The organism is Cutibacterium acnes, from assembly GCF_003030305.1.
Classification (GTDB): domain Bacteria; phylum Actinomycetota; class Actinomycetes; order Propionibacteriales; family Propionibacteriaceae; genus Cutibacterium; species Cutibacterium acnes.
Genome location: NZ_CP023676.1, coordinates 1010482 through 1035605, shown reverse-complemented (window position 1 = coordinate 1035605; position 25124 = coordinate 1010482). Strand labels below are relative to the sequence as shown.

Here is a 25124-nt window from a genome sequence, read left to right as displayed (position 1 = left end):
GGACGCCTCAGAGCTGGGCGGGCGGGGTCGTCGGAGCAGGGTATTGGCCCAGATCGTTAGGGTAATTGTGCTGAGCAGTCTGACGCTGCTCCTCGTTCCACACCGGGGTTGGCGGCGGCACCATGGCGACAACCCTCTCAATAACGTCGGAAGCGGACACATTGTCAGCAATAGCGTCAAAGCTGAGCACCAAGCGGTGAGCCATAACATCAACAGCCACAGCCTGGACGTCGGTCGGAAGGACGTAATCGCGACCGTGGACCAGTGCCAAGGCTCGAGCCGCTGCGACTAGACCGAGGGTAGCTCGAGGGGAGCAACCAATTTGAATGACGTTGGCGAGGTCAGACATCCCGAAATCACCAGGATTACGGGTAGCCAGGACCAGACGCACGACGTACTCGGCGACCAGGTTGTGTACGAAGACGTCGGAGGCCATATCCTGCAGGGCGACGACAGCCTCAGGTGTCAACACTTGCTGAGGCTGGGGAGCCTTGACGCTCATCCGGCGTAAAATCTCAAATTCCTCATTTCCACGTGGGTATGGAACGTCGATCTTGAGCAAGAAGCGGTCGCGCTGAGCCTCGGGAAGCGGGTAGACACCCTCAGACTCCACCGGGTTCTGGGTAGCGATGACGCTAAATGGGTGAGGTGCGGGGAAAGTCTGCCCGGCGATCGATACCTGCCTTTCAGCCATGAGTTCGAGCATGGCCGACTGCACCTTTGCGGGAGCTCGGTTAATTTCATCGGCCAGCACGAAGTTCACGAAGACTGGACCGAGCTCGATATCGAAGGTTTCCTTCGATGCCGAGTAGATGCGGGTGCCGACGATGTCGGAAGGAACGAGGTCCGGGGTGAACTGGACGCGTGCGAAGCTGCCGCCCAAAACGGTCGCAAAGGAGCGTACGGCAAGGGTCTTAGCGACGCCTGGAACACCCTCAAGAAGGATGTGGCCCTTGGCAAGCACCCCGACCATGAGCTGCTCGACCATGCGCTCCTGGCCAACGATGACCCGTTGTACTTGCCCGATGGCTTGACCGATGAGACGAGCTGCCTCGTCGTTCGACATCGGGGCATCCTGGTTCCCCTTACCGATGTCCTGACCATCCGAGTAGTGCTGGGTGCTCACTGACGTCTCCTGCCTGGCTTGCGCAAGACCCGCGACGGGCCCGCACTCACGATACCGTGACAGTGCCACAGCCCAAGAACGACGAAGAACCAGTGCCAGTAAGCACCCGTCGTTCGCGGGTCGTGGCCCAAATGTGGTGAGATGATAGACGATGTCGAGTAATCCATGGCCTCCTGAGGCACTACCCCTGCAACCGTCTGACCCGCCGCGGGTCGACGAGTTTTGGCTCGACGCCCGTCTCCTAACGATGCCATCAGGCACAGTGTTTTCCGCCCATGATGACGACGGTCAGGGTGTCCTCGTTATTGTGTTATCTCATGGCGCTGCCAGTGATCCCGCCTCATGGGACCGGCTTGCAGGGGAGGTCAACCATCTCCATTCCGACACTGTTATTGCCCGCGGTGGCGCCGGACAGAGCACAGGTCGCCTCAGTGGGCTGTACCGCCCCGGCACTGGTCCCGAAAACGGTGGTCCGTCGTTGGCCCCGTGGGTCGCCCTGGTCAATGATGGCTCACGTGCTGCAGTGGCAGAGGCACGCCGGATCCTCGACGCCGTCGACATGTCGGCTCTGTCGGGAACCCCGGTAGCTGGCCCAAGTTTCCGTTTGCACTGGATCGACGACACCGCCGCGGGCCGGGTTCATACGTGGCCGTTGCCGTGGCCAGGTCGTCGCGATAAGGCTGGTTGGTCAACCACCGTGATCGCCTGGTTACTGACCCTCTTCATCGCCTTGACAGGTCTGCTCATCGCAGTGCTGCTATTCCAAAATGTGCCGCCATCTCCCCCGCCTCCCCCGGTTCCGACGTCTGCATCGTCGAATCGTTCGGCACATAGCTCCTCAAGTCCCACCCCGAGTCGGAGTTCGGGACAGAGCGCATCGCCGTCTCACAGCAGCAAATCGCCGAGTCCCTCAAAGGGGCAGACCCCCTCACCGACTAGTACGTCCCCCTCGACAGGTCGTAGTGGGTCTCCTACGCCGTCGAATAATCCGTCGACGTCACCATCGCGCACCCCATCAATGCAGTCACCAGGTGCAGGCACCGGCACCTCGTCAGGTACCCCGACTGGACGAGGAAGGCTGTAATGATTGCGCTCATTGCCACTGATTTGGACGGCACTTTCCTGGGCGCCGACAAGCTGCCCAGTGCCGAAAACACCGAGGCCATGTTCGCTGCTGCAGATGCCGGCGTACACGTCGTCTTCGCCACCGGACGTCCCTACCGCTGGCTGACGGTCCTCGACCCATTCCGCCCGATCCACCCAACACTGTTGGCTTCCAACGGAGCGGTGAGCGTCAATGCCGCTACCGGAAAGGTTCTGCACGACCTATACATGACCCCGCAGACGGTCGCCGGCATTGTCTGTGACGTCCGCCAAGCACTCCCGCACGCCCTGTTTTGTACCGAGGAGGCCACCCAGTGGTTCTCCGAAGAAGGGTTCGACCGCTGGCAGATCAGCGGCCCGCCGGACGGTGAGGGCCAGATCGAGAGTTTCTTGGGAGATGATCACCGCATCGTCAAGCTGCTAGTGCGAACCTTTGGCTTTCCCAGCGACGAGTTGTTCCAGATCGTCAAACCTATCGTCGGGGACCGTGGCACAGTATCTCTTTCCGCAACAATGACGGATGGTCTGGTAGAGATCGCCGGACGGGGGGTCTCCAAAGGTTCAGCGTTGAAGCAGGTCTGCGATGATCTAGGCATCGATCCGGCCGACGCTGCCGCCTTCGGCGACATGCCAAACGACCTCACGATGCTGGAAACGGTCGGACACCCCTACATCGTGTCAGGTGCTCACCCGGTACTGCGCGACCGTGGATTCGCCATAATCGGCAACCACGACGAGTCGGCGGTGGGACGGAAGGTACGGGCTTTACTGGATTGAGTCGCGCGTCAACCCCAGACCCGCCTCACCGTCCTCCCCGGTCGTCATTACCCCCCACCGACGAGGCTAGCGGTCGCCTTAACTTTGTCTGGAGGGCAGGGTATTGAAGACGACCTGGAAGGCAACCGGATCGTAGGTAAACCCGAGGCGGTCATCCCCGCCATCACTGGGCTCACCGCGGAAGGTAGATCCTGCAAGCTGCTGTGGCAACGACTCGACGTTGTGCCTGTCTGCACAGCGAGCTTCGGCGGCCGGGACGGTCAAGACCAGCCAACGTGGCTAGACCGTAAGACACTCGTGTGTGTTCGACGGGACGAGGCCAATATTTATTGACATAACAAGCCAGAAATGCGGCACTAGAACGAATATCACTGGCGATGTCGACCCATTCTCGAGGTAGGTCTAGAATGTTGTAATTAAGGGTGAATAGGAACAGGCCAGCCAATTTAAGCTGGGGCGCGTAAGGTGCCGATGAGAGTAACAGGGCAAGCACCTAGGACAGGCCTACACGTAACGTCGTTAATGCCTTTAAGATTGGCCCCCGCATGCGAATGCGAGTACTGCGAGGCCACGAGCCAGGTGTAGAACTGTGGTCCTGTGCCATTAAATGGCACGCCATCGGGACTATGCGGAGCGGCTACGTCGCCGGGGTGATCGGGAGTGATTCCCGAGTAGCCCGCGAGGTACTGGCCATCATGGTCATCGGTAGCGCAGTCGCGGCGGCCGCGACGACAGCGAGGACCGACCTGCGTAGCTTGGTAGATCTCAGGAATGCCACTCCTTATCGATAAATAACCTGGCCCCTATGCCAAGGTAACAATCACGCTACTGGGATAATGGTGCAGCCCCTGCAGCATCTCAACGCACAGTTTCTCGCTTGACGACAGGCCCATATACGTCATTTACCTGATACTTGAGCATCCGACTGAATGATTCTTTTCATCATGTGAATGAATGACCACCTACAGCACATTCATTCCGGGCTCGACGGACGATTTCACACTTCGACGCCACGGAACCCATAACCGCAGTGGCGGGCGCTAGCCAAGGACTACCCGGGTAAATTGCAGGATCGTATGAAGTGGGGCGTGCGGGGCTCGAACCCGCGACCCAGGGATTATGAGTCCCCTGCTCTGACCGGCTGAGCTAACGCCCCGAGACAAGTAGCTACCTTACCGGGTAAAACGTCCGCGAGCACCTTGCGTTGCTGACCCTGACGTCTGACCACCGAACGGCCCCGGTGGTTGACAGCCTCGCGGTAGCACTTCTGGGTGACGTCGTGGTGGCTGGAAGCCTCAAGCATGGCCATCCTCGTTATCGTGATGATGTTTGCCTTTGTTCGCCCCACGTGGCCTGCCAGAAGCCACCACTGCAGTGACCGGTATGCCTGATCGGAGCTATCAGCTGGACGGAAGTTGGCCATCAGATCGCGACTATGGAGCCAACCGCTATCTTTCCCGCGGCTGTGCTAGCCCTGCCAGAGCTGGCAAGATGAAAGGGGTGTTCCAATGCCGGTGAGCTCCGACCCCACCTTTACGCCATCGCCCACCTGGCCAATACTGCCTCCCTGTTACTGCCAGTCTCCAATCTCACCAAGTTGCTGACGGTAGCGGCGGTGACCAAAACTCACCTTCGAACGATTTCACTGCCATCATGGCTATACCCTGACTGCTGTCAATCAACAGTCTACCCGCAGTATTGGTACTGATCCCCATCGTTTTCCCTCCGGGTTGGGTGGCAGTTTTGACCATGCTTATCGGAGTCAATATCGGGCCGAACCTCAGCTGTGCTGGATTATTAGCGACTTTGTTATGGCGTCGCATCATCGAAGCACATCACCGGCCGGCCCGGCAGGTTTACTCGCCTCGGCGTACTCACGGTCCACGCAAACATCCTCATCTCGGTATGCACGATATGAGCAATGAGCGGGTTTCGGACTGAGACTGCGGTTAATCTGAGGTATCGTCAAGATGCCCCGGTGCCCACGTGATGCGAATGACGCACCCGGGCAATAACTGCACCGATGATTCCCGCCGCCAGCCAACCCAAACCCACAATGCGGGTCATCTCCTCAGTCTTTGCCAGAGCAACCAGGAGAGTAAGCGCACCAAGAATCGGGACAATGAGGTGACGCACCCAGTTGTGTGATCTTTCCTTGACGATGCACTGGACGATGACGTCAGCATGCAACAAGACATAACTAGACAGGGCCCCGAACGTCACCAGAGTCGTCATAGTTTCAACGTGAGAGTCAAAGGTGATAGCCAGGATCGCGGTAACGGTCGCTACGACGATGATGGCCACCCACGGGACGCCTTTGGAGTTGGTACGCGAGAGCGCCGGAGGCATGACCTTGTCACGAGCCATTGCGAAGATCAGCCGGGCCGTCGAGGAATGCGCGACCACAAGACAGGCAAAGATAGCGACAAAGGCGTTGACGACAGTGAAGACCGGAATAAACCATGCTGGGCAGACGGTGTCAACGGCGTGATAGAAGGCCCGGTCAGTCGCCCCACCGGGGGCGAAATGAGTGGCATCGGAAACCAATCCGGCAGCCATCACCTGAATCCCGAACAAGACGGCGAGCAGACCAACAAGGGACAGGGTGGCTATGCCGACGGCACGGCCCCCACCACGGGCTTCCTCGTTCAGGGTGGCAACGGCGTCAAACCCCAGGTAACTCAGCGCCGCAATAGAGACGGCGGAAGCTACCGAAGTCCATGATGTTCCCGAACGCCACAACGCGTGCCAGCTCCAGACAACGCCTCCGCCAGCCAACCCAAGTCCGACGCACACCAGGAAGAAGGCGATCGTTGCGAGCTGGATGGTCAACAGCACGATGCCCACCCGTGTCGTGACAGTCATGCCCTGCAAATTGAGTGCCATAGAAGCGAACACAAAGACAAGGGAGAAAATCCCCATGGGGACGCTGGGCCAAATGTGGGCCAGTGCGACCGCCGAGAGCACCGTGAGCAGTGCGGGCATAAGGATGTAGTCGAGCAGGATGAGCCATCCGGCTATGAATCCTGGGGTACGTCCCAAAGAGAAACGGGTGTACCCGTAAACCGATCCCGCTACCGGAAAGCGCAATGCCATTTCGCGGTAGCTGATAGCTGATAGCCCCATAACGGCTGCTGCTACCAGATATACCAACACCGGCACGCCTCCGGAACGGTTAACCACCAGCCCAAAGACGGCCACCGGGGCCATCGGGACGAAGAAGAGCAGCCCATAGACCAATAACGAGCCAAAGGGTAGCTGACGGTTGAGGCTGGGCTGGTAGCCCAGGTCCTTCAACTGGGAGTCAGGGGCGAGGGTTGTGCTCACTGAGTCTCTCCAAGGTTCCGGGCCGTCTGCTGGACGGCTTCGGGGTCTTTACCTATGCCAGCGGGAATGACTCCGACCAACGGAGCTCCGGCGGCATCCTCGATTTCTTCGAGGTTGCACCTCTCGGCAAGGTCGGGCCGGTCCGGCCACGAGCCGATGACGATAGCGTCGACCTGATGCCCCCGATCGCGGATGGCATTACAAGTCAAACCAGTGTGGTTGAGGGTACCGAGCACTGAGCGAGTGACGACGATGACGTGGGGCTCGTGCCCACGCCGGGTAAGAGCATCCATAAGGTCAAGGACTCCAGACCCGTCATTGTCCAAACCAACGAGGATGCCGCCTGCTCCTTCGACGAGGGTGGCGTCATGGCCGTCGGAGTCGACGAGGATGCGGGTTGCGACTTCCTCGATCGAGGGAATGGTCATACCAGCTCGGGCAGCCGACGTGGTCGGGGCCAGCGGTTCGGGGCAGCGCACATACTCCAGCACGTTGTCGGCGTCAATGCTGGCGAGCCGTCCAGCGTCGTGAACGTCGCCAGGCTCATCGTGATCCAGACCGGTCTGGTACGGCTTGATGATGGTGACATCTTTGCCAGATTGCTTGAGTGCTGAGGCGATGACCGCAGTAGTGACTGTCTTGCCGACGTCGGTGTCAGTTCCCGTAACGATGACAATTCCGTTGAGATCGGTAATGTTCATGATTCTTTCCGATAATCGGTATTGTCCTGAGCAGCATCAAGTTGATCTATGACAACGGCACGCATCCCAGCGGCCATGGCCTCCAGATCATCGTTGGTACAGATATAGGGCGGCATGGCGTAGACGAGATCACGGAAGGGTCGAAGCCACACCCCGTTCTCGACGGCAGTGCGAGTCGCCCGTCGCATGACAATCGGGGTGTCGACCTGGACCGCGGCGATAGCTCCGAAGACGCGGACGTCGATGACCCCGGGCACATTGCGCAGTGACGCTAGCTCCCTGGACATCACATCGGCGATGCGGGTGACGTCGTCGTTCCACTGTCCCTGGGAGATGATCGCTAGGCTCGCTGCAGCGACGGCACTGGCCAAAGGGTTTCCCATGAAAGTGGGGCCGTGCATAAGGGATCCGCCTGGGCCTCGGCTGACCTCACTGGCCAGCTCGTCGGAACACAGCACGGCCGACTGGGTCAGGTATCCGCCAGTCATGGATTTCCCAACCACCATGATGTCAGGAACGATATCGGCCCACTCGCATGCGAAAAGTTTGCCAGTCCGCCCAAATCCAGTAGCGACCTCGTCGGCGATAAGAACTAGGTCAAGTTCATCAGCACGACGGCGCAGGTGCTTCAGACAGGACGGAGACCACGGCCACATGCCTCCGGCTCCTTGCAAGATGGGCTCGACAATGATCCCGGCCAGGTCGTCGCGGTGGGTGTCCAGGATTTCATCGGCCTCGCTGCACCACGTCTCCACGTCGGCCTCGTCGGCGGCGAAAGAAGGAGGGCGCGGCAGGAAGATCTGCTGGGGAATAGAGTCGCTGAACATGGCGTGCATGCCACCGATAGGGTCGCACACGCTCATAGCACCGAGAGTGTCACCGTGATAGGCGCCTCGCAGAGCGGCAACGCGTGTCCTCGTCAAAGTGCCGCCGCGCGCTGCGGTGCGAGCGATTTGCACCTGACGAGCCAATTTGAGACTCACCTCGACGCCGACAGACCCGGAATCAGCCAGGAAGATCCGGTCGAGGGGCCCCGGGGCCAGGCGCACTAGGGACATGACGGCGTCAACCGCGGCCTTATGGGTGAGTCCGCCAAACATGACATGACTGAACTGGGAGCTTTGACGGTTGAGGGCCTCGTCGAGGACCGGGTTTCGGTAACCGTGAATCTGGCACCACCACGAGGCCATCGCATCGATGACCTCGTGGTGGTGTTCCCCATCATGCAGCTGCAGCCGGACTCCGTTGGCAGCCGTCACTGCAAGCATTGGGTCTGCCCCGATCGTCGGTGCGTAGGGGTGCCAGACATGACGTCGGTCATATTCGAGAAGCTGCTGTTCAGGACTCACAGCGAGGAATGCTAGCCGCCGTCCTTGAACAGTGTTCAGGAGGGGTCGTCATGAGCCCTTGCGGTAACTGTCAGACTTCCTCAGACACCTGGCGCAACCAGGTGCGGTGTACCCGGTCGTCGTCAGTCTCTTCAGGGTGGAATGACAGGGCGAGGACGTTCCTCTGCCTCACGCCGACGATGGCCCCGCTTACGTTGCCTGCCTCGTCAGGCAGCTGAGCAATGACCTCGACACCGGGTCCCACCCGGGTAATGACGGGAGCCCGGATGAAGGTAGCCGAGACCCCATCCCCAACCCCGTCGATGTCGAGGGTCCCCTCAAAGGAATCCAACTGGGACCCGAAGGCGTTGCGACGCACAGTAACGTCGAGCAAGCTGAGGGTGTGTTGGCCTTTTGCCGCGTCCTCCAGATCAGTAGCTAGCACGACGAGCCCAGCACAGGTGGCCAGCACCGGAAGGCCTCTGCGCACGGCATCTTTAAGCGGTTCCGCCAAGCTGAACGACCTCATGAGCTTGTCAATAACGGTCGACTCTCCGCCTGGTAAGACAATCCCGTCGAGACCCTGAAGATCAGCGCTCCGACGAACCCGACGAGTATTGGCCCCCAGCGACTCGAGAACCTCAATGTGCTCGGCGAACCCGCCCTGCAGGGCCACCACCCCGACAAGCGGGGCCATCTCACCAACCTCGCTCAGCCAGACGGTGCGGGGCTGGTACATCAGCGACATTGATGCCGACCATGGCCTCGCCCAAACCACGAGAAACCTCGGCAATTGTGTCGGGATCATCGTAGGCGGTCGTTGCCTTGACGATAGCCGCGGCCCGAGCGGCCGGGTTACCGGACTTGAAGATGCCCGAACCCACGAAGACGCCCTGGGCCCCCATCTGCATAACCAGGGCGGCATCGGCGGGAGTGGCCACTCCCCCAGCGACAAAAAGCACCACCGGCAGCTCTCCCGTGCGAGCTACCTCGGCAACGAGGTCGTAAGGAGCCTGCAGCTCTTTGGCCGCAACATAGAGCTCGTCGGGAGACATGCTGCTCAACCGCGCCATTTCAGCACGGATGGTACGCAGGTGACGGACGGCCTCGGAAACATCTCCGGTGCCCGCCTCTCCCTTAGATCGGATCATCGCAGCGCCCTCGGTGATGCGGCGCAGAGCCTCACCCAGGTTCGTCGCCCCACACACGAAGGGGACGCCAAAGGCCCACTTATCGATGTGATTGGCGTAGTCAGCCGGGCTAAGCACTTCCGACTCATCGATAAAGTCCACCCTGAGGGACTCGAGCACTTGAGCCTCGACGAAGTGGCCGATCCTGGCCTTGGCCATCACAGGGATGGAGACAGCCTCGATGATGCCCTCGATAAGGTCGGGGTCGCTCATCCTTGCCACGCCACCCTGAGCTCGGATATCGGCAGGGACTCTTTCCAGGGCCATAACGGCACAAGCTCCGGCATCCTCGGCGATCTTCGCCTGCTCGGGGGTGACGACGTCCATGATGACGCCACCCTTGAGCATGTCGGCCAGTCCACGCTTGACTCGTGTCGTTCCAGTGCTATTCGTTGCAGGGATGTGTTCACTCATGGACCCCATGAAATCCACGATTGTGGTTCATGACAAGATCCATATATGACCACTTTCGTTAGACCACTTTTCGGTCCACCGTCATGAGACCAGACCTCGTCGTCGACCTGCCGCTACACCTGCCTGACGATCCGCGACCGTTACCGGTCCGGATCTGCGAAGAAGTGCGTGGACTCATTATGGACGGCGTACTCGCTCCCGGGGATCACCTACCAAGCACCCGAGTCCTGTCAGCACAACTCAGGGTGTCACGGGGAACCGTCGTCGCCTCTTACGAACAGCTTGAAGCGGAGGGCTATCTCGTGGCCGCCGCCGGCTCAGGGACCCAGATCAATCCCGACCTGCGTGGCCTTCACCGTCGCTCTGCCACCACGGCATCGGTCCCCCGACCTCAACGCCATCGGGGAATCGACCTCACCCCTGGAGTCCCGGACACCGCTGGACTGGCGAACTCGGCATGGCGCTCGGCTTGGCATCGAAGTTGCGTCAACCCGTCCCGTATCACCGACCCGCTGGGCTCACCGCACCTGCGCCACGAAATTGCCGAACATCTGCGTCAGATGCGCAGCCTACTGGCCGATCCGCGTCAGGTCGTCGTCACTGGAGGCGCCCGAGCAGGGCTGGCAGAGCTCATCCAGGTGCTGTGTGATGGGTCCCGCCGCCTGACGATCGGTGTGGAAAGCCCGGGATACCCCAGCCTGAGGAGGGTACCGACGGCCCTCGGGCATCGGATCGTCGGGCTGCCGACCGACGACCAAGGTCTGGACCCTGCCAGCCTCCCCACCGGACGTGATAGGAAGCGCCTAGACGCTGTGCTCATCACCCCGAGCCACCAGTACCCGTGGGGCGGGTCACTGTCAGCAAGCCGCCGAGCAGCCGTCATCGAGTGGGCGGAGATGGCCTCATGCTGGATTGTCGAAGACGACTTCGATTCTGAACTGCGTCATGTAGGCGCGCCTCTGCCCGCCCTGGCCTCCCTAGACGAAGAGCACACCATCCTGTTAGGAACCTTCTCCTCCGTGCTCACCCCAGCGCTCGGGTGTGGCTATCTTGTCGTACCTCCTGATCTCGTCCATTCCTTCGCTCGGCAGCGTCGAGCTACCGGCCAACCCGTTCCAGCCATCGTCCAAGAAGCCGTGGCGGATTACCTCTCCACTGGAGCGCTGCGCCGGCGCACCCAACGAATGCGTCAGGTCTACCGACGTCGACGCCGCACCGTCATCGACACCTTGGGATCGTTACCGGGGACAACCCTGCAACCGATCGACGGCGGGCTGCACGCTGTCCTGGTATTTGATGGGTCCGAGGATGACGTCGTCCAGCGATGTCGGCAGGAGGGAGTCGGCGTCACACCATTGTCAGCATACTGGGGATCTAGCGACGCCGGAGTGGCAGGGATCGTCCTAGGTTTCGGCAGCCACGACGACGCGACCCTTGCTTCCGCGCTGAAGATCATCGCCGGTGTCGTAACCACGCATGGCCGCTTATCGTCGTAACAGGGTCATGCCATGGCCAGCACCCCAAACGATGCCGGTCATATACCTCACGAATATGTCCTCAATCGAGGAGGCCTTCGAAGAGAGCGGTCGACAGGTAGCGCTCACCAGTGTCAGCGATAACGACGACGATCGTCTTTCCCGCAAACTCTGGACGAGCGACTACCTGACCGGCAGCTTGCAGGGCCCCGCCACCGGAGATACCCGTGATAATGCCCTCTTCTGCGGCAGCGCGACGGGCGAAGGCGATGGCCTCATCACCGGGAACCAGCAGGATCCCGTCAACGACGGACTTGTCGAGGTTATCCGGGACAAAGCCCGGGCCCCAGCCCTGGATCTTGTGCGGAGCCTTGTCACCTTTAGTAATGACGGGGGACTCGGCGGGCTCGGCACCGAAGATCTTGATCTCGGGATCCTTCTCCTTGAGGTACTTGCCAGCGCCAGAGATGGTGCCACCGGTACCGATACCGGCGACGATGGCGTCGACCTCGCCCTCGGTATCGTTCCAGATCTCCTCACCAGTGCAATCATGATGGATCGCAGGATTAGCGGGGTTATCGAACTGGCTGGCCAGGATGGCACCGGGGGTATTCTCGACGATCTCGGCAGCCTTGCTGTTGGCTCCTGGCACGCCGTCAGCGCCTGGGGTGAGCACCAGCTCGGCACCCAGCAGACGAATGATGGCGCGGCGCTCCTTCGACATTGTCTCAGGCATAGTGATGATGACCTTGTAACCGCGAGCCGCACCAACCAGAGCCAGACCGACACCTGTATTACCGGACGTGGCTTCAACAATCGTGCCTCCCGGATTGAGCTGGCCGGAAGCCTCAGCCGCGTCAACGATCGACGTAGCGATACGGTCCTTGACGCTCGAGGCCGGGTTATAGAACTCGAGCTTGGCCAATACGGTGGCCTGGGAGTCCGGGAACAGTTTATTGATCTTGACCAGCGGGGTATTGCCGATGAGCTCGGTAACGTCGTTAGCGATCTTCGCCATGGTGATAAGTCCTTTCGATTGACTATCCGGTGATTGCAATTGCTGATATGCGTAAGTGTGGGGTCATGTCTTTTCGGCGGTAATCTTCCGACCGGCATCACCTCTTTCCAACAAGATGGCCGGTACGGGTCATGGCGAATTCCATTCACGACGTTTCGACGACTCCAATACAGAAGTCACCTTGACTACGATCACCGAATGTCATGGATCATGATGCGCACCTCTTCAGACACGAGAGCGATATGCATCCACGGAGCCGCTCATGCTCGGCGTGCTGGCTAAATCAGCAACAACACCGACATATACACACCATCATGGCGGAGGTCATAACCGATTGACCGGCACGATTACTCCAGACACGGCGTGTGCTCACCATTCCACCTTTCCGCCAATTAGCCACGACCACCGACCGAACCGCAACATTTACCGGTTTTCGAGCTACTCCGTGCGGCGTCAGTCATCAATGGCGTCAGAAAGCATGCAAGCACAGCTGCCCTGACCTTTCAAGAAAATGCCGAATTTATCTTATATTACGAGATTACATATCACATTTCGACACAGACGCGATCTGCGAGGTCTCTCAGAAAGGCTGAGATCCCCTCGGTCTGATCACAGATGACATCGGCGTAGTCAGCCATTAATGGCTGCTCCCCGGAGAAACTGACCACGCGGGCACCAGGGTGCCCCGCATTGATCCACTCGGCTACCACTTCGAGAGCAGGGACATCACCCAAATCATCACCGCACATGATAAGAATCTGCGGCTCGACCTCGTCAATGAGCTCGCGTAAGGCCTGAGCCTTCGTCGTGACGGCCGATTTCACCTCGATGATATTGCGCCCATCTTCACCGTGCAGGTCCAGGTCGGTGGCGATCTCACGCACCCTCGGCACGGCGGTAGCCAGGGCATGAGTCGGGTCGGAGGCTCGCCGGGTGTGCAGTGCGACGGCGCGCCCTTTGTCCTCGATCCAACAACCCTTATCTCGCGGATCCTCCCGGCCGAGCTCCTCCGCAAGCTCTTCAAGACGCCCCTTGGCGAGGCGCACCGCTTCAGGAACTTCCGGATCTCGCAGGACACCAGAGGCAGCGTCGTATCGCTCCACTCCGTACTGTCCAAGCACCACCAAGTGCTCTAAGCCTGCTTGCTGGTCGACGGCCGTCATACGTCGCACTGCTGCAACCTCTCGTCCGGTGACGATGGCCATCGCGGCTAACTTGCCGTCCATGCGGGACATCGCTTCCCGGGACTCCTGTGCCATCGTCGAGGCAGCAGGATCGTCAACGATGGGAGCCAAGGTCCCATCAAAGTCTAATGCGAGCACAACGGTGGCCGGAGCAGTCGCCACAGCGTCCAGGATCCCCCTTCCGGCATCGGTCAAAGCGGTCCACGACTTATCGGCTGGTACAGGACGGTCCGTCATGAGGCAATCGTCACACATACCAGACTCATGGTGGGTCCGAGCCGCCAAATAGCAAAGAATAACCTCGAATGGGAACCAACGGTTGGTAGCGTGAAAGTGGCCTTGCTGCACAGCATGACCGCCATGAGAGGTGTGATCAAAGATGTCGGAGACCGTCCAGGACAAGGTCGACTTCCTTGTCATTGCAAACCGCTTACCCGTAGACCGCAAGGTCGACGACGACGGCAGCGTTAGTTGGAAGTCCTCCCCCGGCGGCCTCGTCACCGCTTTGGAGCCTGTCATGCAACGCAAGGGCGGCGCATGGATCGGATGGCATGGCGCGCCTGACGAAGTCGTCAAACCCTTCCACCATGACGGTTATGACATCCACCCGGTGCCACTGAGCGCCCAGGAGGTCGAGGAGTACTACGAGGGGTTCTCTAACGCGACCCTGTGGCCGCTGTACCACGACTGCATTGTCGAGCCAGTCTTCCACCGTGAGTGGTGGGACGCATTCCAGAAGGTCAACAAGAGGTTTGCCGAGCAAGCTGCTGAACAGGCCGCAGAGGGCGCCACCGTGTGGGTGCAGGATTACCAGCTCAACCTCGTACCGAAGTACCTGCGTGAGATGCGACCAGATCTGCGCATTGGATTCTTCCTTCACATTCCGTTCCCGCCGATTGAGCTTTACAGCCGTCTGCCGTGGCGCGAAGAGCTCGTCGAGGGCTTGCTGGGAGCTGACCTCATCGGGTTCCAGACTCCCGGAGCTGCTGCCAATTTCCAGCGCTTGGCAAGGCACCGCCCGGGGGTCACTGCCGCTCGTGGTCGCGCTCATACCCCGGATGGCCGCACCGTCGTCATCCGTGACTTCCCGATCTCGATTGACTCACGTGGTTTCCATGAACTGGCCACCTCAGAGAAAGTCAAGGCTGAGGCTGCCAAGCTTCGCGAGGACCTAGGTCACCCAGGAACGATCATCTTCGGCGTCGACCGTCTCGACTACACCAAGGGTCTTCGCCAACGTATCCGTGCCGTCGGAGAGCTGTTCAAAGAGGGCAAGCTCGATCCCCACGAGGTCGTCTTCCTACAGCTAGCCACCCCGTCGCGGGAACGCGTCGAGGAATACAAGATCCTGCGCGACGACATCAACCTGCTCGTCGGCCAGATCAATTCGAAGGTCGGGTCGATCGCCAACCGCGCGCTGGTCTACCGCAATGAGTCAGTTCCGCGTGAAGTGCTAGCAGCGATGTACCAGATGGCTGATCTTATGCTCGTCACCCCGGTACGTGACGGCATGAACCTGGTCGCCAAAGAGTACATTGCCTGCCGCTCGAACGACGACTCCGCGCTGGTACTTTCCGAGTTCGCTGGTGCGGCCCGTGAGCTCAAGCAGGCCTACATGGTGAACCCGTATGACATTGACGGTATGAAGGCCACCATCATGAAAGCGCTTACGGACTCCCCCAAGATCAAGGCCCGCAAGATGCGTTCCATGCGTCGTCAAGTCTTCGACAAGACGATCGATGTCTGGGCAGACAACTTCCTCACCGAGCTAGAAGGCCAGTGAGGGCACATGGCTGGACCACCAGATGAGAAAGGACGAGACCGTCGAAACTGAGCGCCTTGGAGCAGATTCCGCTGTTTGTCGGACATGACGTCACCCAAACCCTTGACGAGACCGTCACCTTGGCACAAAAACTTGAGGAGATCGGTTTCCACCGGTTCTGGTTGGCCGAGCACCACAACACCGACCACTTCCTGTCGAGTGCGCCAGATCTGCTCATGGCGCGCATCGCGACGGCGACGCAGTCGATCCGGCTTGGGTCTGGCGGAGTGATGGCCATGCACTACGGGTCCCTGCAAATGGCGGAACGGTTTTCGACCCTCACAGCGTTCTTCGGTGATCGTATCGACATGGGGCTGGGCCGAGCTCCCGGCGGTGACATGCTCTCCGCCCATGCCCTCAATCAGGGGCAGGTCATCCGCCCTGAGGCCATTAATTCCCTCATCGCCGAAACGGTAGGGTTCGTGCGCGAAACGCTGCCGCCGAAGCATCCGTACGCAAAGGTCGTCGTGACCCCGGCAGGTCAGATCCAGCCACAGACGTGGCTGCTGGGATCGTCGGGCCAGTCAGCGGCGTGGGCTGGTGAGCAGGGTATGGACTGCGCCTACGCCCAGTTTTTCACCGGGCGCCAGGACACCGGGATCATGGATCACTACCGCGCGCACCTGTCCGACGGCTTCCCCGGCAGGACCCTCTCGGCAGTGTGTGTATCGGCTGCTCCGACACGACAGGAGGCCTTGGAGCAGTCGCTCATGGCGGCGAACTTCCGGGTGAGTCTGGGGACGGGGCGGCCGGTAACCTTTGTCACGGCCTCTCAAATGGACGCAGAGACCCGTTCGCTGCTGACGAGCTACGTCCTATCGAACGAGGACACGATTTTCGTTGGGGATTACGACGAGGTGGCCGACAAACTCACCGCCTTCCAGGATGCTCACCACGTCGACGAGTTGATGCTCATCAGTTACATCGACAACGTGCAGACCAAAGTGGAGCGGTACCGTCAGCTCGCAAAGCGGCTGATCTGACCGTGGGAGTGTCAGGGGGGTGCGGTCCATCGACCGTAGTTGCATTGAGGAGTGTTTAGCCCTATCTGGCCGACACGCGGTATCGAGTATTAGCTCTCAGGCCACGGCCCGACTTAATCTCCAGTAGGAAGTCACTTCAAAAAGCTCCCCCGACTGGACTCGAACCAGTAACCCTCTGATTAACAGTCAGATGCTCTGCCAATTGAGCTACAGGGGATCAGCGCCCTAGCGCAAGATGAAACATTAGCAGCATCGCTCGTGCGAAAACAAATCACGCCATGTGCACGCCCTCATACCACTGCACCGCATCACGTCATCCCCACTCGTTCTTCAGGGAATCAGTTGCCTCCATAACTGCCTGACGCGTCTCAGGATCGTTGAGGTCAGCCGAGTCTCTTGCCACCGCCGTCCAGGCAATGGCTCCATCGGCATCGGCCAGGCGTCCAGCCGGAATACGGCCCGCAATGAGGACATTCCCACCGTGCACAGGCACTGTTCTCGTCGCTGCAATGGACTCGGTAATCTTGGCTCGGAATACTTCGGGGATCTTGCCCGGTTTGCTCAATACCACTGAAGCGCTGGACCCATCCAGGAACTCCCAGCTGAGAGTCGACGCTTCACCATTCCACCTGCCGCGAACGATCTCGTGCCACGCCACCGCCGAGTCAACCTCGTCGGTGAGCACGACCAATCCCTCGGTCACGGCGATAACAATAGCCCCGTCGCCCCGCCCATGAGCGAGCACCTTCACGTCGTTAAACCCGAGAACAGCTCGCAGACGGGCCATCTCGTCAGCACTTGGTCCCTTCGTCCACCACATGCCCTCCATCCTGTCATGCAGCCACGACCTGCTGCAGATGACGCCTCAGCCGTCCGAGAGCTCGCTGCTCGATGCGTCTGACGTTCGACGCCGATAGTCCTAACTCATGGGCAACTGCAGTGATCGTCATAGGCTCACCTTCAAAACCGTGCCTCAGCTCCACGATGCGTCTCTCCTGACCCGTCAGCAGGCCAATGAGCCCAGACTCGGGATCGTCGCAACTTTTCTGAACAACAGCCACCTGCTCGAAAAAACTGGTTTCTACCTCCCAACATTCGACCCTCCTCTTCTCCACCCACATAACGTCCTTGCCCATCCGTGCCGCGATCGCATCACTACTGGGCACACTTTGCCAGCGTGCCGTCAGCTCCTCTTCGATACGAGCAACCTCCGCCGCCTCTCGCATCACTGACCGCGATCTGGCCCCGCTTAATCGAACAACCTCTTCACCGATGCGACGACGAATCCACGTCCAGGCAACGGTAGAAAACCGTGCTCCGCGACGCACGTCGTACCTCTCGATAGCCTCTCCCAATCCGATGCAGCCAGCTTGGATAAGGTCCTCGACGCTGCACCGGTAGGACACAGCCGCCTGACGAGCCTGGGTCAAGACGATCGCCAACATTTGACGCCACAGCGTTTGTCTGGCGCCCACTCCGTCGTCGGAGATCCTGCGCAGCTCTGCCTCACTGACCGGGACTGCTGCCAGGAAGTGCCCAGCGAGAATAGCATCAGCAATGGCACCAGCATCGAGCCTGCGAAACAGATCGTGCTCCTCCGCAGGATCCAAGATTCCGACGCCGTCGATGAAATCCGTGTATCTCATGGTCCGACAATGACGCGTATTGGACCATGATGGAACCTCTCATAGACAATCTGTGGACACAGAAAAAGTTGTCCACAGATGCCACGTTAGGCTGAGGCAGCTCCGCCCGCCACAATAAGACTCTTGCGTAGCGCCTCAAGGGTTACCAGATCAGAGAACATGGCGTTGTAGAGCTTGCGGTCCTGGTTCGGGTTCGTGCGTTGCAGGCGCGATTTCAGGTTGGCGATGTCGTCGGTAATTGACAATAGCCGCACCCGAGCCGCGTACGCCTCTGCGTAATCCCGGTCAGGCTCTTCGCGCAGCACCGGCTCCACCAACAAGGCCACTTCAAGTTGCTTCACTTGCGGATCCGGGGTCGCCTCACTAACTTTCTCCGTCCATCTGTCCTGGCCACGCGGCACAGCCAGCACAGCCTCGAACACGGCCTGATAGGCCGGATGGCGCAAATCCTCGACCTCGACCTGGTCCCATTCTTCGTTAAAGAGGTCGGGATGTTGCAGAGCAAGTTTGAGGAATCCTCGTTCAGCTGACAAGGAAACATCAGCCGGATCTGGCCACGGGATCCCCGAACCTTGCTGCGGTTCAGGAGGGGGAACGATGGTCAACTGCGGCTCAGAACGATGCTGCCTTCGGGTATGCGAGACCTCTCGACGTACCAGGTCAACGTCAGTACCTACCACTTGGGAGAGCTCACGCAGATAGCCGTCCACTAAGGACTGGTCGCGAATGCTGGTAACTAGAGGGGCTGCTGCCCTAATGGCAGCAACACGGCCATCCGCACGATCAAGGTCGAACTGGCTAACTGTGTTCTCCATGACATAGCGGTACAGCGGGATTCGACGTGCTACGAGCTCTCGAACGGCTTCTGGTCCGCGTTGCATGAGTAGGTCGCACGGATCTAGCCCAGTGGGCTCGACGGCGACGTAGGTCTGAGAGGAGAACTGGTTATCGCCACGAAACACCTTGAGGGCTGCCTTCTGGCCGGCAGCGTCACCGTCAAAAGTGAAGATGACCTCTCCGTTGAGAGATCCGCTGTTGCCCATGAGGCGCTGAATGAGCCGAGCATGGTCATCGCCAAAAGCAGTGCCACAGGCCGCGACGGCGGTATCTATGCCGGACAGGTGCGCCGCCATGACGTCGGTGTACCCCTCGACGATGACGGCCTGGCTCTTCTTGCCGATGTTGGCCCGGGCCAGGTCCAGTCCGTACAGGACATGTGATTTTTTGTAGACCGGAGTTTCGGGGGTATTGACGTACTTGGCGGGCAGACGGTCATCGTCGTAGACCCGTCTAGCACCGAAGCCGAGCACGGACTTGCCCGAGTCTTTGATCGGCCACAACACTCGTCCCTGGAAAAAGTCCCATCCTTGGGAGCGCACCAGACCTGACTCAATGAGGACCTTGGGAGCAAAGCCCTTCGCCATCAGGTGGTCGCGCAGCACGTGGCCATCGCGCGGTGCGTAACCCATCCCGAACTGCACGGCAGCATCGGGAGAAAAACCTCGTCCAGCGACAAATTCCCGAGCGATACGACCCTCATCGGTCGACATCTGGGACTGGAAGAACTCCGCTGCTGCCTCATTGGCGGCGAGGATCTGCATCCGCAGGCCTGGCTCAAGGCCAGGACGACCATCGTCGATGATGCGTAGCTGGACGCCAACTTTGTCGGCAAGACGCTGAACAGCCTCGACGAAGGTGAGGTTGTCGATCTTCTGAACGAAGGAGATCGTGTCGCCACCCTCACCGCAGCCGAAACAGTAGAACAGGCCGCGCGAGGGTGTCACTTGGAAGCTGGGGGTCTTCTCGTCGTGAAAGGGACATAGGCCTTTCAGAGAGTCGCCGCCGGCATGGCGCAAGGTGACGTACTCACCAACGACTTCGTCGATCCGGGCCCGTTCCCGAACCAGGGCGATGTCCTCCTCGTTGATCCGGCCAGCCATACCTACGATCCTACCCATGTGTGGCCGGAGCACCCGAATGGTGCAAAACTGTCCGCCGTGACCGTAAACCCTACTTGGCAGCTCGGGTTAGCAATGGTGCTGCTCGTCGCACTGGCCGTCATCGCTTCCCTTCTTGGACGTCTGGGTGTCGCCAAGGCTTCCGTTATCGCCTCTGTGCGGGCAGTGGTGCAGCTCGGAATCGTCTCCGTCATCCTTGCCTATGCTCTGGCCCATATGTGGGCGGCATGTCTATTCACGGTGCTCATGTTCGCCATCGCTGTGCATACGACTGCGAATCGTTCCGGGGTTTCTGCAGCATGGATGTGGGCGGCAATAGCCATGATCGCCGGCGTCCTTCCGGTGCTTCTTATCATCTTTGCGACTGGCTGTGCCCCGTTGAGTCCGGCGTCCCTGATCCCAGTGGCTGGCATCATCATCGGCAACATTATGAGTGGTCACACCTTGGCCTGCCGTCGTTTTTTCGCCGATTTGCGCGAGGGAATCGGCATCTTCGAGGCGGGCCTAGCTGTCGGTTTTCCACGTCGTGACGCCATTGCGCTGGTTACCGAACCCAGCGTCACCGAATCGGTACTGCCGACTGTCGACCGCACCGCGACCGTCGGTCTGGTGACCTTGCCGGGCGCCTTCGTCGGCGTGCTCTTAGGCGGAGGCTCAGCCCTGCAAGCAGGTGCTGCACAAGCCCTCGTTCTCATCGGCATTCTGGCTGGCCAGGCGGTAACCGTCATCGTCGCTCACGAACTCATTAAAGGGGCCAAGCTGCTACCTGAAGATCTCACAAGCAAGCTTCACCCGTGAGTAAATTCATGCCGTCTTGTCAAAAGCCCCTACCCATACCTCTAGGCAGACGGCGTCGGTCCCATCCCAACAGCTCGGCGGCATGGGAAAAAGCGAATTGATCCGTCATTCCCCCCACATACGCGACGACCTGGTGAATCCGGTCAGCGTCAGTCTCCAGAAACTCTGTAGGCACCTGGTCTATATGGCCTTGGTAATAAGCCACCAGCCCATGCAAGACCTCGACGACAGCCTCTGCCTGCCCGAGTGACTCAGGGCGGGTATAAATCCGCTCATAGTTAAAAGCTCTCAGCGCTGCCAGGGCTTCAGCGACGTCTGCGGACATCCCGACTCGACCAGTAGCGCAGGTAGTGTCAATGACACAGCGGATGAAAACCGACAGCTGGGTGCGTCGATCTGTTCCAGCCACCTCGGTAACAACCTGCGGCAATTCTTTAACGGTAACGATCCCTGCTTTGATGGCATCTTCAAGGTCGTGAGCACAGTAGGCAATCCGGTCGGCAAAAGAAACTATCTCTCCCTCCACCGTGCCTGGCGCCGGACGCGACCAGGAATGGTTACGAATGCCATCGAGAGTTTCAGCACACAAATTCAGGCTGGCCAAGCTGACGTCAGCTCCCCATGGACCGTGGTCAAATCCTTCCGGGATAAAGGCATCAAAGGCCTGCTCGGAGGCGTGCCCTCCCGGCCCGTGACCGCAGTCGTGGCCTAGGGCCATAGCGTCGGCCAGGGTGATATTCGCCCCGATCCCCGCCGCGATCGACCGTGCGACCTGAGCCACTTCGAGGGCATGGGTGAGGCGAGTGCGCTGGTGATCAGTGGGGTGGACGACGACCTGGGTTTTGCCAGCCAGCCGTCGGAACGATGTGGAATGGACGATACGATCCCGATCACGCTCGAAACAGGTACGCTCCGGATCTGGATCCTCGGCAACGGCACGATTGCCGGCACCCCTAGCTCGAGTAGCTCCTGGAAGCAGTAGCAGGTTCTCGCGCTCCTCGCGGGCTTCACGTCCAACGACCTCGCCGATGTCGATCCGCGCGGTACTCGATGGATGGGCGTGAACAATGTCGTCAAAGCCACGGTGGCCAGCCATTGTCAGAGCCCAGGCTCGAGCGCGTTCTCCCACTTCGGACATGTCCCTATACTGTCTTAACCAGAGTCGCGGGACCAGCCCGAGGCGAGATCATCCCCCGGAAGCGTCGATCTCAGCAGCGGACAGATCATCGTCGTCAAGGGTGTGAGTGTCCAGCCATCCGTGCGGCATGACGACCTTTCGCCGCGGGGCGCCCTGACGACCACGGGCCTTGCCAAGCTCCTTAACTGGGAAAGGGGCGTCGTGGTCAAGGGTGGCCAACAAGGAATCGAGTTCGTCGAAACTGGAAATCTGGCCGAGAACATGACGGGTTTCCCCACCTACGGGGAATCCCTTAAGGTACCAAGCCATATGTTTGCGCATGTCCACCAGACCATGCATTCCCTGATATTTCACCAACAGTTCGGCATGGCGACGGATCATGGCGCACACTTCACCCAAGGTCGGCAAGGTGGTGGTGTCACGACCGGCGAAGGCATCGGCCAAGTCACGGAACAGCCACGGACGACCGAGACAACCACGACCAACCTCGACGCCGGCACAACCCGTTTGCCCGACCATGGCCATTGCGTCGCTGGCCTCCCAGATGTCACCGTTTCCAATGACGGGGACATCGACGGTCTTGACAAGCTCGCCAATGGCATCCCAGTGGGAGTGCCCAGCGTAGGCCTCGGCGACAGTGCGAGCGTGCAAACACACCGCAGCGGCGCCGGAATCGACCGCAGCCCGGGCTGAATCAATGTAGGTGATGTGCTCGGGGTCAATGCCGATCCGAGTCTTGACGGTGACCGGGACCCCATGGGCGTCACCGGCCTGGACAGCCGCAGAAACCACGGCCGCAAACCGGTCGAGCTTCCACGGCAGGACTCCCCCACCACCCTTGCGGGTGACCTTGGGCACTGGACAGCCGAAATTAAGGTCGACGTGATTGACTCCGTACTTCTCGCACAGGATCGATGTCGCCTCGCCCACCATTCCCGGGTCGACGCCATAGAGCTGAACGGACCGGACATCTTCACACTCGGCAAAGGCAAGCATGCCGTGGGTCTTGTGGTCCCCGTAAACCAGGCCACGCGACGTGATCATTTCGCAGACATACAGGCCCGCACCTTGTTCGGCACAAAGCTGGCGGAATGCGGCATTGGTAACGCCGGCCATGGGGGCCAGCACCACCGGGGTATCTACCGAAACGGTGCCACCAGAGGGCGCGATCAAGGTCAGGGGATCGGAAAACACCAGCCCATGGTAAGCGTGGCAATCCGGTTGAGCAGAAACCGTCGTGCCAGCGCCAGTGGCACAACGAGAAATCACGACCCGCATTGCCACACCATCCCGGCCACAGGCCGCTGCGGGCCGAGCACTACCCTCATGCTGTGATCATCCCTGACGAGAACCCATCTACCAGCCGGCGCTGGGACCGCCCTATTCCCCGAATCGGAGACACCACTTCTTCTGCCACCCGAGCCGCAGCTCCCACCGGATGGTCCCTGGGCGACCAGGTACAACAGGGGCTGGACACCGCTATCGATACTCGACGTGACATCCGCCGTTACCGCCACGACGACGTCCCCAAAGAACTCGTCAACACCGTGTTGTGGGCCGGCCATCGCGCTCCGAGCGTTGGCCATAGCCAGCCGTGGCGGTTCATCGTGGTGCGCGACGCCGACATTCGTGATCGCGCTGCCGTGATGGCCGACCGAGAGCGACTGCGTCAGGCTGAACTCCTCACCCCCGATCGGCGTGCCCACCTCCTCGACCTCCAGCTCGAGGGGATCCGCGAGGCCCCCGTCGGCATCGTCGTCGCATGTGACCGTCGAGCACCGGCCTCAGGGGTACTGGGACGCAACACGTTCACCGACGCCGACATGTGGAGTTGCGCCTGTGCCGTCGAGAATATGTGGCTCACTGCCCGAGCTCACGGCCTGGGGATGGGGTGGGTGACCCTCTTCCAGCCCGAAGAACTGGCCGAACTACTTCACCTTCCGAACGACGTTGAGACCCTGGGTTGGCTATGCCTAGGATGGCCCGACGAACGTCCTCCGGCTCCTGGCCTTGAGAGGCGCGGTTGGTCGCGTCGTGTGCCGCTCAGCGACGTCACCTTGGCGGACCGCTGGCCCGATAGTGCTCAGCCTGAGGCACCCGTTTCGGCCTTGCGTCAGACCCTGCACTCCCCCAATCGTTACCAGGTTGTCGCCGCTCACGACGACGCTGACCAGCTCCTCACCCCGCCCGGGTCTCTCGGCCTGCTCGACCAGACCCTCGACCGAGTCGAGGCTGCGGGTGGAACCGAGATCACCGGCGGCACCCTTGTCTTAGTCGGAGCGGACCACCCCGTCGCTCACCTCGACGTCACGGCGTTCGAGGCCTCGGTGACCCACGACGTCATGGCAGCCTCTGTCGCCGGAACCGGGCTGGGCGTTTCCACCGCAACTGCCGCCGGGCTGTCCCACCTTGTCGTCGACGCCGGGGTTGCTCAGCCGGTACAGGGTGCCAGGTCCGTCCGCATCCGCGGAGAGCGTGGCGACCTCCGCCACGCTGACGCCATGACCCCTGTCCAGGTAGAAGCTCTGCTGCGCGACGGGCAGGCCCTGGGGGCAGAAGCATCCCATGATGGACTGGTATGTCTCGGCGAAGTCGGGGTCGGTAACACCACCATCGCCACAGCCCTAGCCTGCGCTATGACCGGGTTGGGCCCCGACGAGGCCGTCGGTTTGGGAGCTGGAAGCGATACCGCCATGGTGGAACGTAAGGCCGAGATCATCAAGGCTGCTCTGACCCGTACTCACACCGACCCCAACGACCCCGAGCGCCTTCTTGCCGCCTTGGGAGGCCCTGAGTTCGCTGTTCTGGCAGGGGTGTGCCTGGGTGCCGCCGAGGCCGGCTCCCCGGTGGTCCTTGACGGTCTGGCTACCAGCGTCGCAGCCCTCATCGCGACCAAGTTCTCGCCGGGTCTCCACGGCTGGCTCGTCGCTTCGCAGGCATCACGAGAACAGGTTCATCACATTGTGCTGGCTGAGTTAGGCCTGGAAGCCCTCATGGAGTTGCGGATGCGCGCTGGCGAAGGCGTCGGAGCATGTTTTGGGGCCCAGATGATTCTCACCGGTCTGCAGGTTCGCCGTACCGCCGCGCGAACCTGCTGAGCTCGTGAACTTGTTTTCTTTAACCTTCTCTCCACAT

The 25124-nt window shown here is 60.3% G+C and carries 25 protein-coding genes and 2 tRNA genes; 11 read left to right on the top strand and 16 right to left on the bottom strand.

The window, feature by feature from the left end:
* Window positions 1-7: 7 nt before the first annotated feature.
* Window positions 8-1195, bottom strand: coding sequence for an AAA family ATPase (locus CPA42_RS05235; protein ID WP_002519023.1), 1188 nt, complete (start codon window positions 1193-1195; stop codon window positions 8-10).
* Between the two features lie 82 nt (window positions 1196-1277).
* Between CPA42_RS05235 and CPA42_RS05225 the strand changes: the two genes are divergently transcribed.
* Window positions 1278-2210, top strand: a complete 933-nt coding sequence (locus CPA42_RS05225) for a hypothetical protein (RefSeq protein ID WP_002519024.1) — start codon at window positions 1278-1280, stop codon at window positions 2208-2210.
* Window positions 2210-3007 (top strand): HAD hydrolase family protein, encoded by a 798-nt coding sequence (locus CPA42_RS05220; RefSeq protein ID WP_002515449.1) that lies wholly within the window; start codon window positions 2210-2212, stop codon window positions 3005-3007. The genes CPA42_RS05225 and CPA42_RS05220 overlap by 1 nt, the downstream gene beginning before the upstream one ends.
* A 78-nt stretch (window positions 3008-3085) precedes the next feature.
* Here the strand turns inward: CPA42_RS05220 and CPA42_RS05215 are convergent, their stop codons facing one another.
* Window positions 3086-3271, bottom strand: coding sequence for a hypothetical protein (locus CPA42_RS05215; protein ID WP_002519025.1), 186 nt, complete (start codon window positions 3269-3271; stop codon window positions 3086-3088).
* Between the two features lie 281 nt (window positions 3272-3552).
* Between CPA42_RS05215 and CPA42_RS12595 the strand changes: the two genes are divergently transcribed.
* Entirely contained in the window at window positions 3553-3798 is a 246-nt protein-coding gene (locus CPA42_RS12595; RefSeq protein ID WP_008599484.1) for a hypothetical protein, read from the top strand.
* Between the two features lie 291 nt (window positions 3799-4089).
* Here CPA42_RS12595 and CPA42_RS05210 read toward each other — a convergent pair.
* Window positions 4090-4163: transfer RNA gene (locus tag CPA42_RS05210), tRNA-Ile, on the bottom strand.
* A 218-nt stretch (window positions 4164-4381) separates the two neighbouring features.
* Between CPA42_RS05210 and CPA42_RS05200 the strand changes: the two genes are divergently transcribed.
* Window positions 4382-4525, top strand: a complete 144-nt coding sequence (locus tag CPA42_RS05200) for a hypothetical protein (RefSeq protein WP_002524242.1) — start codon at window positions 4382-4384, stop codon at window positions 4523-4525.
* A 231-nt stretch (window positions 4526-4756) separates the two neighbouring features.
* Window positions 4757-4948 (top strand): hypothetical protein, encoded by a 192-nt coding sequence (locus CPA42_RS05195; RefSeq protein ID WP_002515668.1) that lies wholly within the window; start codon window positions 4757-4759, stop codon window positions 4946-4948.
* 24 nt (window positions 4949-4972) lie between these two features.
* On the opposite strand, the gene CPA42_RS05190 is transcribed toward CPA42_RS05195, so the two are convergent.
* From CPA42_RS05190 to pdxS, 5 genes are all read right to left on the bottom strand, one after another.
* Complete coding sequence (locus tag CPA42_RS05190) at window positions 4973-6334, bottom strand: APC family permease (protein ID WP_002515487.1); 1362 nt, start codon at window positions 6332-6334, stop codon at window positions 4973-4975.
* Window positions 6331-7035 carry a dethiobiotin synthase gene (gene bioD / locus CPA42_RS05185; RefSeq protein WP_002515672.1) on the bottom strand — a complete coding sequence of 235 codons (705 nt, stop codon included), beginning with the start codon at window positions 7033-7035 and terminating at the stop codon, window positions 6331-6333. The genes CPA42_RS05190 and bioD overlap by 4 nt, the downstream gene beginning before the upstream one ends.
* Window positions 7032-8384, bottom strand: a complete 1353-nt coding sequence (gene bioA, locus CPA42_RS05180; protein ID WP_002515473.1) for an adenosylmethionine--8-amino-7-oxononanoate transaminase — start codon at window positions 8382-8384, stop codon at window positions 7032-7034. Before bioA ends, bioD begins: the two co-directional genes overlap by 4 nt.
* A gap of 70 nt (window positions 8385-8454) precedes the next feature.
* Window positions 8455-9102 (bottom strand): pyridoxal 5'-phosphate synthase glutaminase subunit PdxT, encoded by a 648-nt coding sequence (pdxT, locus tag CPA42_RS05175; RefSeq protein WP_002519029.1) that lies wholly within the window; start codon window positions 9100-9102, stop codon window positions 8455-8457.
* Window positions 9062-9901 carry a pyridoxal 5'-phosphate synthase lyase subunit PdxS gene (gene pdxS, locus CPA42_RS05170; protein ID WP_002519030.1) on the bottom strand — a complete coding sequence of 280 codons (840 nt, stop codon included), beginning with the start codon at window positions 9899-9901 and terminating at the stop codon, window positions 9062-9064. Before pdxS ends, pdxT begins: the two co-directional genes overlap by 41 nt.
* A 149-nt stretch (window positions 9902-10050) precedes the next feature.
* Between pdxS and pdxR the strand changes: the two genes are divergently transcribed.
* Complete coding sequence (pdxR, locus tag CPA42_RS05165; protein WP_002515681.1) at window positions 10051-11463, top strand: MocR-like pyridoxine biosynthesis transcription factor PdxR; 1413 nt, start codon at window positions 10051-10053, stop codon at window positions 11461-11463.
* A 61-nt stretch (window positions 11464-11524) separates the two neighbouring features.
* Here the strand turns inward: pdxR and cysK are convergent, their stop codons facing one another.
* Entirely contained in the window at window positions 11525-12460 is a 936-nt protein-coding gene (gene cysK / locus CPA42_RS05160) for a cysteine synthase A (protein WP_002515499.1), read from the bottom strand.
* Between the two features lie 262 nt (window positions 12461-12722).
* On the opposite strand from cysK, the gene CPA42_RS05155 reads away from it, so the two are divergent.
* Complete coding sequence (locus tag CPA42_RS05155) at window positions 12723-12959, top strand: hypothetical protein (RefSeq protein ID WP_002519033.1); 237 nt, start codon at window positions 12723-12725, stop codon at window positions 12957-12959.
* A 46-nt stretch (window positions 12960-13005) separates the two neighbouring features.
* On the opposite strand, the gene otsB is transcribed toward CPA42_RS05155, so the two are convergent.
* Window positions 13006-13899, bottom strand: coding sequence for a trehalose-phosphatase (otsB, locus tag CPA42_RS05150; protein ID WP_024513556.1), 894 nt, complete (start codon window positions 13897-13899; stop codon window positions 13006-13008).
* Window positions 13900-14023: 124 nt separating this feature from the next.
* Here otsB and CPA42_RS05145 point away from each other — a divergent pair, with 124 nt between their 5' ends.
* Window positions 14024-15427: an alpha,alpha-trehalose-phosphate synthase (UDP-forming) gene (locus tag CPA42_RS05145; protein WP_002515541.1), complete on the top strand. Its 1404-nt coding sequence runs from the start codon at window positions 14024-14026 to the stop codon at window positions 15425-15427.
* Window positions 15428-15483: 56 nt separating this feature from the next.
* Window positions 15484-16449, top strand: coding sequence for an MsnO8 family LLM class oxidoreductase (locus CPA42_RS05140; RefSeq protein WP_002515679.1), 966 nt, complete (start codon window positions 15484-15486; stop codon window positions 16447-16449).
* A 144-nt stretch (window positions 16450-16593) separates the two neighbouring features.
* Here CPA42_RS05140 and CPA42_RS05135 read toward each other — a convergent pair.
* The 4 genes from CPA42_RS05135 to dnaG form a co-directional block, all read right to left on the bottom strand.
* Window positions 16594-16666, bottom strand: a tRNA-Asn gene (locus tag CPA42_RS05135).
* 96 nt (window positions 16667-16762) lie between these two features.
* Complete coding sequence (locus CPA42_RS05130; protein WP_002519036.1) at window positions 16763-17278, bottom strand: hypothetical protein; 516 nt, start codon at window positions 17276-17278, stop codon at window positions 16763-16765.
* A gap of 4 nt (window positions 17279-17282) precedes the next feature.
* Window positions 17283-18095 (bottom strand): sigma-70 family RNA polymerase sigma factor, encoded by an 813-nt coding sequence (locus CPA42_RS05125; RefSeq protein ID WP_002515538.1) that lies wholly within the window; start codon window positions 18093-18095, stop codon window positions 17283-17285.
* 86 nt (window positions 18096-18181) lie between these two features.
* Complete coding sequence (gene dnaG, locus CPA42_RS05120) at window positions 18182-20053, bottom strand: DNA primase (RefSeq protein WP_002519037.1); 1872 nt, start codon at window positions 20051-20053, stop codon at window positions 18182-18184.
* Window positions 20054-20092: 39 nt separating this feature from the next.
* On the opposite strand from dnaG, the gene CPA42_RS05115 reads away from it, so the two are divergent.
* Window positions 20093-20851: an ABC transporter permease gene (locus CPA42_RS05115; protein ID WP_370530968.1), complete on the top strand. Its 759-nt coding sequence runs from the start codon at window positions 20093-20095 to the stop codon at window positions 20849-20851.
* A 19-nt stretch (window positions 20852-20870) separates the two neighbouring features.
* On the opposite strand, the gene CPA42_RS05110 is transcribed toward CPA42_RS05115, so the two are convergent.
* Both CPA42_RS05110 and dusB read right to left on the bottom strand, forming a co-directional pair.
* Window positions 20871-21989: an HD domain-containing protein gene (locus tag CPA42_RS05110; protein ID WP_024513555.1), complete on the bottom strand. Its 1119-nt coding sequence runs from the start codon at window positions 21987-21989 to the stop codon at window positions 20871-20873.
* Window positions 21990-22037: 48 nt separating this feature from the next.
* On the bottom strand, window positions 22038-23267 hold the full coding sequence (gene dusB / locus CPA42_RS05105) for a tRNA dihydrouridine synthase DusB (protein WP_002515525.1): 1230 nt from the start codon (window positions 23265-23267) through the stop codon (window positions 22038-22040).
* A gap of 53 nt (window positions 23268-23320) precedes the next feature.
* Here dusB and bluB point away from each other — a divergent pair, with 53 nt between their 5' ends.
* Complete coding sequence (bluB, locus tag CPA42_RS05100) at window positions 23321-25087, top strand: 5,6-dimethylbenzimidazole synthase (RefSeq protein ID WP_002515596.1); 1767 nt, start codon at window positions 23321-23323, stop codon at window positions 25085-25087.
* Window positions 25088-25124 lie beyond the last annotated feature (37 nt).

What these genes read in the sequence shown, in the direction of transcription:
- dusB (WP_002515525.1), bottom strand. Translation starts at nt 23,267, where the DNA reads ATGCGGGTCGTGATTTCTCGTTGTGCCACTGGCGCTGGCACGACGGTT.
- CPA42_RS05145 (WP_002515541.1), top strand. Translation starts at nt 14,024, where the DNA reads ATGTCGGAGACCGTCCAGGACAAGGTCGACTTCCTTGTCATTGCAAAC.
- CPA42_RS05155 (WP_002519033.1), top strand. Translation starts at nt 12,723, where the DNA reads ATGCTCGGCGTGCTGGCTAAATCAGCAACAACACCGACATATACACAC.
- CPA42_RS05195 (WP_002515668.1), top strand. Translation starts at nt 4,757, where the DNA reads ATGCTTATCGGAGTCAATATCGGGCCGAACCTCAGCTGTGCTGGATTA.
- CPA42_RS05110 (WP_024513555.1), bottom strand. Translation starts at nt 21,989, where the DNA reads ATGTCCGAAGTGGGAGAACGCGCTCGAGCCTGGGCTCTGACAATGGCT.
- bioD (WP_002515672.1), bottom strand. Translation starts at nt 7,035, where the DNA reads ATGAACATTACCGATCTCAACGGAATTGTCATCGTTACGGGAACTGAC.
- otsB (WP_024513556.1), bottom strand. Translation starts at nt 13,899, where the DNA reads ATGTGTGACGATTGCCTCATGACGGACCGTCCTGTACCAGCCGATAAG.
- CPA42_RS05125 (WP_002515538.1), bottom strand. Translation starts at nt 18,095, where the DNA reads ATGAGATACACGGATTTCATCGACGGCGTCGGAATCTTGGATCCTGCG.
- CPA42_RS12595 (WP_008599484.1), top strand. Translation starts at nt 3,553, where the DNA reads ATGCGAATGCGAGTACTGCGAGGCCACGAGCCAGGTGTAGAACTGTGG.
- CPA42_RS05225 (WP_002519024.1), top strand. Translation starts at nt 1,278, where the DNA reads ATGTCGAGTAATCCATGGCCTCCTGAGGCACTACCCCTGCAACCGTCT.
- pdxS (WP_002519030.1), bottom strand. Translation starts at nt 9,901, where the DNA reads ATGCTCAAGGGTGGCGTCATCATGGACGTCGTCACCCCCGAGCAGGCG.
- cysK (WP_002515499.1), bottom strand. Translation starts at nt 12,460, where the DNA reads ATGGCGAAGATCGCTAACGACGTTACCGAGCTCATCGGCAATACCCCG.
- dnaG (WP_002519037.1), bottom strand. Translation starts at nt 20,053, where the DNA reads ATGGGTAGGATCGTAGGTATGGCTGGCCGGATCAACGAGGAGGACATC.
- pdxT (WP_002519029.1), bottom strand. Translation starts at nt 9,102, where the DNA reads ATGTACCAGCCCCGCACCGTCTGGCTGAGCGAGGTTGGTGAGATGGCC.
- CPA42_RS05130 (WP_002519036.1), bottom strand. Translation starts at nt 17,278, where the DNA reads ATGGAGGGCATGTGGTGGACGAAGGGACCAAGTGCTGACGAGATGGCC.
- pdxR (WP_002515681.1), top strand. Translation starts at nt 10,051, where the DNA reads ATGAGACCAGACCTCGTCGTCGACCTGCCGCTACACCTGCCTGACGAT.
- CPA42_RS05220 (WP_002515449.1), top strand. Translation starts at nt 2,210, where the DNA reads ATGATTGCGCTCATTGCCACTGATTTGGACGGCACTTTCCTGGGCGCC.